The sequence below is a fragment of the Pseudomonas sp. UBA6315 genome (genome assembly GCF_002438125.1).
In the GTDB taxonomy this organism is placed as follows: domain Bacteria; phylum Pseudomonadota; class Gammaproteobacteria; order Pseudomonadales; family Pseudomonadaceae; genus Aquipseudomonas; species Aquipseudomonas faucium.
In genome coordinates this window covers 21124-28429 of the sequence record NZ_DJTF01000105.1, presented here as the reverse complement: position 1 = coordinate 28429, position 7306 = coordinate 21124, and the positions used below count along the sequence as shown (strand labels likewise).

At 63.7% G+C, this 7306-nt stretch carries 5 protein-coding genes and 2 tRNA genes; 4 read left to right on the top strand and 3 right to left on the bottom strand.

The window, feature by feature from the left end:
- From rpsF to rnr, 3 genes are all read right to left on the bottom strand, one after another.
- Positions 1–400 (bottom strand): 30S ribosomal protein S6 (gene rpsF / locus B3E94_RS13355; protein WP_286913863.1); only part of this gene is annotated, 400 nt, incomplete at its 3' end.
- Between the two features lie 284 nt (positions 401–684).
- Positions 685–1431 carry a 23S rRNA (guanosine(2251)-2'-O)-methyltransferase RlmB gene (rlmB, locus tag B3E94_RS13350; RefSeq protein WP_008089831.1) on the bottom strand — a complete coding sequence of 249 codons (747 nt, stop codon included), beginning with the start codon at positions 1429–1431 and terminating at the stop codon, positions 685–687.
- Positions 1428–4007, bottom strand: coding sequence for a ribonuclease R (gene rnr, locus B3E94_RS13345; RefSeq protein WP_286913860.1), 2580 nt, complete (start codon positions 4005–4007; stop codon positions 1428–1430). Before rnr ends, rlmB begins: the two co-directional genes overlap by 4 nt.
- Positions 4008–4278: 271 nt before the next feature.
- Here rnr and B3E94_RS13340 point away from each other — a divergent pair.
- The 4 genes from B3E94_RS13340 to B3E94_RS13325 all read left to right on the top strand — a co-directional run bounded on the left by B3E94_RS13340 (position 4279) and on the right by B3E94_RS13325 (position 7305).
- Positions 4279–4365 (top strand) — tRNA-Leu (locus B3E94_RS13340).
- Positions 4366–4452: 87 nt separating this feature from the next.
- Positions 4453–4539 (top strand) — tRNA-Leu (locus B3E94_RS13335).
- Positions 4540–4726: 187 nt separating this feature from the next.
- Positions 4727–5740: an extracellular solute-binding protein gene (locus tag B3E94_RS13330; RefSeq protein WP_176516057.1), complete on the top strand. Its 1014-nt coding sequence runs from the start codon at positions 4727–4729 to the stop codon at positions 5738–5740.
- The gene (locus B3E94_RS13325; protein ID WP_236237120.1) at positions 5740–7305 is read left to right on the top strand and encodes an ABC transporter permease; all 1566 of its coding nucleotides are present in this window, start codon (positions 5740–5742) and stop codon (positions 7303–7305) included. The genes B3E94_RS13330 and B3E94_RS13325 overlap by 1 nt, the downstream gene beginning before the upstream one ends.
- The last annotated feature ends 1 nt before the right edge of the window (position 7306 follow it).

Genomic DNA, 7306 nt, shown 5'->3' with positions numbered 1-7306 from the left:
CGCTGTCATTGCTGTCGTCGCCTTCGGCGGAGTCAGCATGCTCAGGACGCTCGCGACGCTCACGGCGCTCGCTGCGGTTCTCTTCAGCCTTCAGCATCTCGGACTGGCCGGTAACGGCTTCGTCGCGACGGATGACCAGGTTACGGATCACGGCATCGTTGTAGCGGAAGTTGTCTTCCAGCTCGGCCAGGGCCTTGCCGGTGCACTCAACGTTCAGCATCACGTAGTGAGCCTTGTGAACATTGTTGATTGCGTAGGCCAGTTGACGACGGCCCCAGTCTTCCAGGCGGTGGATTTTGCCGCCGTCTTCTTCGATCAGCTTGGTGTAACGCTCAACCATGCCGCCGACTTGCTCGCTCTGGTCCGGGTGAACCAGGAAGATGATTTCGTAATGACGCATGAATGCTCCTTACGGGTTAGTAGTCTGCCAGGATATCTAGTCAGACAAGGAGTGAATGACACTGTGTGTCTTGCCATGGAGGGGAGGCACATGCGCGCCTGCCAGCTCGGCAAGGGGCGCAATTGTAGAGAAGGCGGGGCACACAAGCAAGGTGATTGGCGATTATTTGAACAGCCGGAAACACTTTCCCAGCTTAAAGGGCCCTATCGCCGGCAAGCCGGCTCCCACAGGATCACCAAGGCATTCACTGTGGGAGCCGGCTTGCCGGCGATAGGGCCATGGGCTCAGCGCTTGGCCTGGCGCTGACGCACGGCCTCGAAGAGGCACACCCCGGTGGCTACCGAAACGTTCAGGCTGCTGACGCTACCGCCCATCGGCAACTTCACCAGGAAATCGCAATGCTCGCGGGTCAGGCGGCGCATGCCCTTGCCTTCGGCGCCCATGATCATCACCAGAGGCCCGGTCAGGTCCTGCTGATAGATCTCCTGCTCCGCCTCGCCCGCGGTGCCGACCACCCACAGGCCGCGCTGCTGGAGCTTTTCCAGGGTACGCGCGAGGTTGGTCACGGCCACCAGCGGGATCACCTCCGCAGCGCCGCAGGCAACCTTGCGCACCACCGGCGTCAGGGTCGCCGACTTGTCCTTGGGCACCACCACCGCCGTGGCACCGGCCGCATCGGCAGTGCGCAGGCAGGCGCCGAGGTTGTGCGGGTCGGTGACACCGTCCAGCACCAGGATCAGCGGCGGGGTTTCGGTGCGCTCGAGCAATTCCTCGAGCATCAGCTCGCCCCACACCTGGCTCGGGCTGACCTCGGCCACCACGCCCTGGTGCACGCCCTCGACCCAGGCATCCAGCTCACGGCGCTCGGCCTGGCCGACCGCGACGCGGTTTTCGGCAGCCAGCGCCAGCAACGCCTGGATGCGCGGCTCGCTGCGCCCTTCCGACAGCCAGATCTGCTTGACCCGCTTCGGATGGTGCTGCAGCAGCGCCTGCACGGCGTGCACGCCGTAGATCTTTTCCAGCTGACTCATGACTTGTTCTTGCTCTTGCGTGGCGCGCCGGACTTCGGCGGGCCTTTACGGTGCTTGGTCGGCTTGCCGGACGGCTTGGCGCCCTTCTCCGACTTGCTGCTGGCATGGCCGCCGGTGCGCGCCTCGCTCATCAGCGCCTTCTTCATCTCGCGGCTCTTGCGCACTTCGGCGTTGCGCTGCACGGCGTCCTTGGGGAAGTACGCTTCAGCGGCTTCGCTCTTGCGGCTGCGCGGCTTGGGCGTGGCCTTGGCCTCCACCACCGGCTGCTGCTCGGGCTTGTCGGCGGCAGGTGCGGCGCCACGGCCCTTGCGGCCGATCGGCGCGGCGAGCTGCTGCTCGGACACTTCGAAGTCGATCTTGCGCTCGTCGAGGTCGACGCGCATGACCTTCACCTCGATGGTGTCACCCAGGCGGAAGCTGCGCCCGGTACGCTCACCCGACAGGCGGTGGTGCACAGGGTCGAAGTGGTAGTAGTCGCCCGGCAGCGCACTGACGTGCACCAGGCCTTCCACGTAGATATCGGTCAGCTCGACGAACAGGCCAAAACCGGTGACGGCGGTGATCACGCCCGGGAAGGTCTCGCCCACGCGGTCCTTCATGAACTCGCACTTGAGCCAGTTGACCACGTCGCGGGTGGCTTCGTCGGCGCGGCGCTCGGTCATCGAGCATTGTTCGCCCAACTGCTCGAGGGTGTTCTCGTCGTAGGGGTAGATACGCGCCTTGGGAATGCTCATGGCGCCGGCACGCTTGACGTGCGGGGTATCGACCTTGGAGCGGATGATGCTGCGGATGGCGCGGTGCACCAGCAGGTCCGGGTAACGGCGGATCGGCGAGGTGAAGTGGGTGTACGCCTCGTAGTTCAAGCCGAAGTGGCCGTTGTTTTCGGTGCTGTACACCGCCTGGCTCAACGAGCGCAGCATCACGGTCTGGATCAGGTGGAAGTCCGGGCGCTCGGCGATGCTCGCCAGCAGGGCCTGGTAGTCCTTGGGCGATGGGTCCTTGCCCTTGTGCAGGCTCAGGCCCAGCTCGCCGAGGAAGGCGCGCAGCTTTTCCAGGCGCTCCGGCGGCGGGCCGTCGTGCACGCGGTACAGCGCCGGCACACCATGCTTGTGGAGGAATTCGGCGGTGGCGACGTTGGCCGCCAGCATGCATTCCTCGATCAGCTTGTGGGCATCGTTGCGCACGGTCGGGCGGATTTCCGCGATCTTGCGCTCGGCACCGAAGATGATGCGGGTTTCCTGGGTCTCGAAGTCGATGGCGCCACGCACATGGCGCGCATCCACCAGCACCTTGTACAGGTTGTACAGGTTCTTCAGGTCCGGCACGACCGCCTTGTATTCCTCGCGCAGGGCCTTGCCCTCACGGGTACGGGCATGCTCGAGCATGCTGCTGACCTTGTTGTAGGTCAGGCGCGCATGGGAGTGGATCACCCCTTCGTAGAACTGGTAGTCGACCATCTGCCCGGCTTTGTTGATGGTCATTTCGCAGACCATGGCCAGGCGATCGACGTGCGGGTTCAGCGAGCACAGCCCGTTGGACAGCTCTTCGGGGAGCATCGGCACCACGCGCTCGGGGAAGTACACCGAGTTGCCGCGCTGCTGGGCCTCGACGTCCAGGGCCGAACCCAGGCGCACGTAGCTCGACACGTCGGCGATGGCCACGTACAGGCGCCAGCCACCGGAGAACAGGCGCAGCTTGCCCAGCGGTTCGCAATAGACGGCATCGTCGAAGTCGCGGGCGTCCTCGCCGTCGATGGTGACGAACGGCAGGTGGCGCAGGTCGATGCGCTTTTCCTTGTCCTTCTCTTCGACTTCGGAGCGGAACTTGCGCGCTTCCTTGATCACGTCCTGCGGCCAGACGTGCGGGATATCGTAGCTGCGCAGGGCAACGTCGATTTCCATGCCCGGCGCCATGTAGTTGCCGATGACCTCGACCACGTCGCCTTGCGGCTGGAAGCGTGGGGTTGGCCAGTGGGTGATCTTGATCTCGACGAACTGGCCAATCTTGGCGCCACCGTTACGCCCGGCGGTCACCAGCACTTCCTGCTGGATCTTCGGGTTGTCCGGGGTCACGTAGCCGATGCCGCCTTCTTCGAAGTAGCGGCCCACCACGCTTTCATGGGCGCGGGAGATGACCTCGACCAGCACGCCTTCGCGCCGGCCACGGCGGTCCACACCGGAGACCCGGGCCAGAGCGCGGTCGCCATCGAACACCAGGCGCATCTGCGACGGGCTGAGGAACAGGTCGTCGCTGCCATCGTCAGGAATAAGGAAGCCGAAGCCATCGCGGTGGCCCGAGACACGGCCGCAGATCAGGTCCAGCTTGTCTACCGGGGCATAAGTGCCGCGCCGGGTATAGATAAGCTGGCCGTCACGCTCCATGGCGCGCAGGCGGCGGCGCAGGGCTTCGATCTGGTCTTCTTCGTGAAGACCGAACTCTGCCGCCAGCTCCTCGCGCGCCGCTGGCTCACCACGGTCGGCAAGGCGCTGCAGGATCAGCTCACGGCTGGGAATGGGGTTGTCGTATTTTTCCGCTTCGCGAGCGGCCTCGGGATCGAGGGATTGCCAATCGGCCATCAGAAGGGGTTCACCTTGGGGTATATAGATAGGAATTCTGGCATAGGCGTATTGAAACCGGAAATGTCAGCCTTGGACAGCCCCAACGGCATGTCCTGCGAGCAGCAATAGGGCTGTGGAATCAACAAGTTGAATTTTTTGAAATTTTTTTCGATTGAGGGCTTTACAGCCCTCGGGAGCGTCCGTATAGTGCGCACCACAACGACGGACAACCCCGAAGTTGTAGTAGAGATGAACGACGCTGTAAAGCATCTTGTAGTCTCGAATGTGTGCCCAGGTGGCGGAATTGGTAGACGCGCTGGTTTCAGGTATCAGTGACCGCAAGGTCGTGGAAGTTCGAGTCTTCTCCTGGGCACCAAGTATTTCAAGTAACAGATGACCAAGGATCTGTTACTACTGTGTGAAAGCGAACGATAGTCGCCTTCATCAGCTGATGTAAAGCTTTGCCCAGGTGGCGGAATTGGTAGACGCGCTGGTTTCAGGTATCAGTGACCGCAAGGTCGTGGAAGTTCGAGTCTTCTCCTGGGCACCATACAAAAACCCACTAGCTTGCTAGTGGGTTTTTTCTTGCCTGCGATTTAACCCCTCCCCCACTCGCAGCGCCTGTGCAGCCTTTGCACCATGGTCTGCCCATGAATTTCTCGTCACCCGGCCACTTGAGAAACGATTTCGTTTACCATTGTTTCCGAATATGTAGCCGTAAGCGAGGAAGTACCCGCATGACGATCCGTCCGCAACCGCTGATGCGCACCCTGGCCGCCGCAGTTCTGAGCCTGGTGATCGGCGCTCCGGCCGCCATGGCAGACGACCCGGTCACCCTGACCATGTACAACGGTCAGCACAAGGAAATCGGCGAAGCCATCGCCAAGGCCTACGAGGCCAAGACCGGCATCCACATCAATATCCGCAAGGGCAGCAGCAACCAGCTGGCCAGCCAGATCATCGAGGAAGGCGACCGCTCGCCGGCCGACATCATCTATACCGAAGAATCCCCACCCCTGAACAACCTGGGCGAACTGGGCCTGCTGGCGAAGATCGACGACGCCACGCTGAACATGCTGCCCAAGGAGTATGTGGGCGCCAACGGCACCTGGATGGGCGTGACCGCACGCACCCGGGTGGTGGTGTTCAACCCCAAGAAGGTCGATGAGAAAGACCTGCCGACCACCGTGATGGATTTCGCCGGCCCCGAATGGGAAGGCCGCGTCGGCTACGTGCCGACCAGCGGTGCCTTCCAGGAACAGGCCGTGGCCATCCTCAAGATGCACGGGCGTGAAGCCACCGAAGAATGGCTGACCGGCCTGAAAGCCTTCGGCAAAACCTACACCAACAACATGGTCGCACTGAAGGCCGTGGAAAAAGGCGAAGTCGCCGCCGTGCTGGTGAACAACTACTACTGGTACGCCCTGGAGCGCGAGCGCGGCAAGCTCGATTCCAAGCTGTACTACCTGGCCGACGGCGACGCCGGCAACCTGGTGACCATCTCGGGCGCAGGCGCGGTCAAGGCCAGCAAGCATCCGAAGGAAGCCCAGGCCCTGCTCAACTGGATGGCCAGCGAAGAAGGCCAGCGCGTGATCACCCAGACCACCGCCGAATACCCGCTGCACAAGGGCATGGTTTCCGACCGTGGCCTGAAGCCGTTCGAAGACCTGCGCCCGCCAAAAATCTCGCCAGCGGACCTTGGCAATGCCGAGGAAGCGATCGAGCTTGAACGCGAGGTCGGCCTGCTCTGATGACTGCCGCCCTGTCCCAGCCGGCGCCGGTACGTTTCGTGCCGCGCCGCAAGCGCCCCTCCATCTGGGTGGTGCTGCCCGTGCTGTTCCTGGTGGCGATGAGCTTGCTGCCATTGCTGTACGTCGCCATGAAAGCCTGGGAAGCCGGCTGGCGCGAAGCGCTGCACCTGCTCTGGCGGCCATTCGTCTGGGGCCTGATGCGCAACACCCTGATGCTGATGGTCGGGGTGACGCTGGCCTGCATGGTGGTGGGCATGGCGCTGGCCTGGTTGCTCGAACGCAGCAACCTGCCGGGCCGCCGGCTGTGGGGCGTGGTGCTGTGCCTGCCGTTCGCCGTGCCGTCGTTCGTCAGCAGCTTTACCTGGGTATCGCTGAGCTCGGACTTCGAAGGCCTGGGCGGGGCGATCATGGTCATGGCGCTGTCCAAGTACCCACTGGTGTTTCTGCCGGTGGCCGCGACCCTGCGCAACCTCGACACCTCGCTGGAAGAGTCGGCGCGCACCCTGGGCTGCAGCCGCTGGGGCGTGTTCACCAAGGTCACCCTGCCGCTGCTGTGGCCGTCGATGCTGGGCGGTGCGCTGTTGATTGCCCTGCACATGCTGGTGGAGTTCGGCGCCCTGTCGATTCTCGGCCTGCAGACCTTCACCACGGCGATCTACCAGCAGTTCGAGCTGGAGTTCAGCAACGCCAACGCGGCCATGCTGTCGGCGGTGTTGCTGGCGCTGTGCCTGGTGATGCTGTGGCTGGAGCTGAAGGTACGCGGCAAGGCCCGCCACGTGCGCATCGGCCAGGGCGTGGCGCGCCGCGCGCAACCGGTACGCCTGCGTGGCTGGACGCCGCTGGCGCAGCTGTTCTGCCTGGGGCTGGCGATATTGGGCAGCGGCATTCCGCTGGCCATGCTCGGCTATTGGCTGAGCGTGGGCTCTTCGGCAGCCTTCCCGGTGGCGGCGATCAGCAAGGCGCTGTTCACATCGCTGTCGGTGTCGCTGGGCGGCGCAGGGTTCTGCGTGCTGCTGGCGTTGCCGGTGAGCTTCCTGGTAGTGCGCTACAAGGGCCGCCTGGCGCTTTGGGCCGAGCGCCTGCCGTACCTGCTGCACGCCCTGCCCGGCCTGGTGATCGCGCTGACCCTGGTGGTGTTCGCATTGCACTATGTGCCGGCGCTGTACCAGACCACTGCACTGTTGCTGCTGGCCTATGCGTTGCTGTTCCTGCCTCTGGCGCAGGCCCCGGTGCGCACTGCCCTGAACAAGGCCTCGCCGACGCTGGAAGAAGCGGCCCGCACCCTGGGTGCCAGCAGCTTTGCGGCGTTCTGCCGGGTGACCCTGCCGATCATCTTCCCAGCCCTGGCCGCCGCCTTCGCCCTGGTGTTCCTCGACGCCATGAAGGAGCTGACCGCCACCCTGCTGCTCAGCCCGACGGGCATGACCACCCTGGCCACCGAGGTCTGGGCGCATACCGCCAACGTTGAGTTTGCGGCGGCGGCGCCTTATGCGGCGTTGTTGATCGTGGTGTCGGGGCTGCCGGTTTATCTGCTGACTACGCGGATGTATTTGAACAAGGCATGAA

What these genes read in the sequence shown, in the direction of transcription:
- B3E94_RS13325 (WP_236237120.1), top strand. Translation starts at nt 5,740, where the DNA reads ATGACTGCCGCCCTGTCCCAGCCGGCGCCGGTACGTTTCGTGCCGCGC.
- rlmB (WP_008089831.1), bottom strand. Translation starts at nt 1,431, where the DNA reads ATGAGTCAGCTGGAAAAGATCTACGGCGTGCACGCCGTGCAGGCGCTG.
- B3E94_RS13330 (WP_176516057.1), top strand. Translation starts at nt 4,727, where the DNA reads ATGACGATCCGTCCGCAACCGCTGATGCGCACCCTGGCCGCCGCAGTT.
- rnr (WP_286913860.1), bottom strand. Translation starts at nt 4,007, where the DNA reads ATGGCCGATTGGCAATCCCTCGATCCCGAGGCCGCTCGCGAAGCGGAA.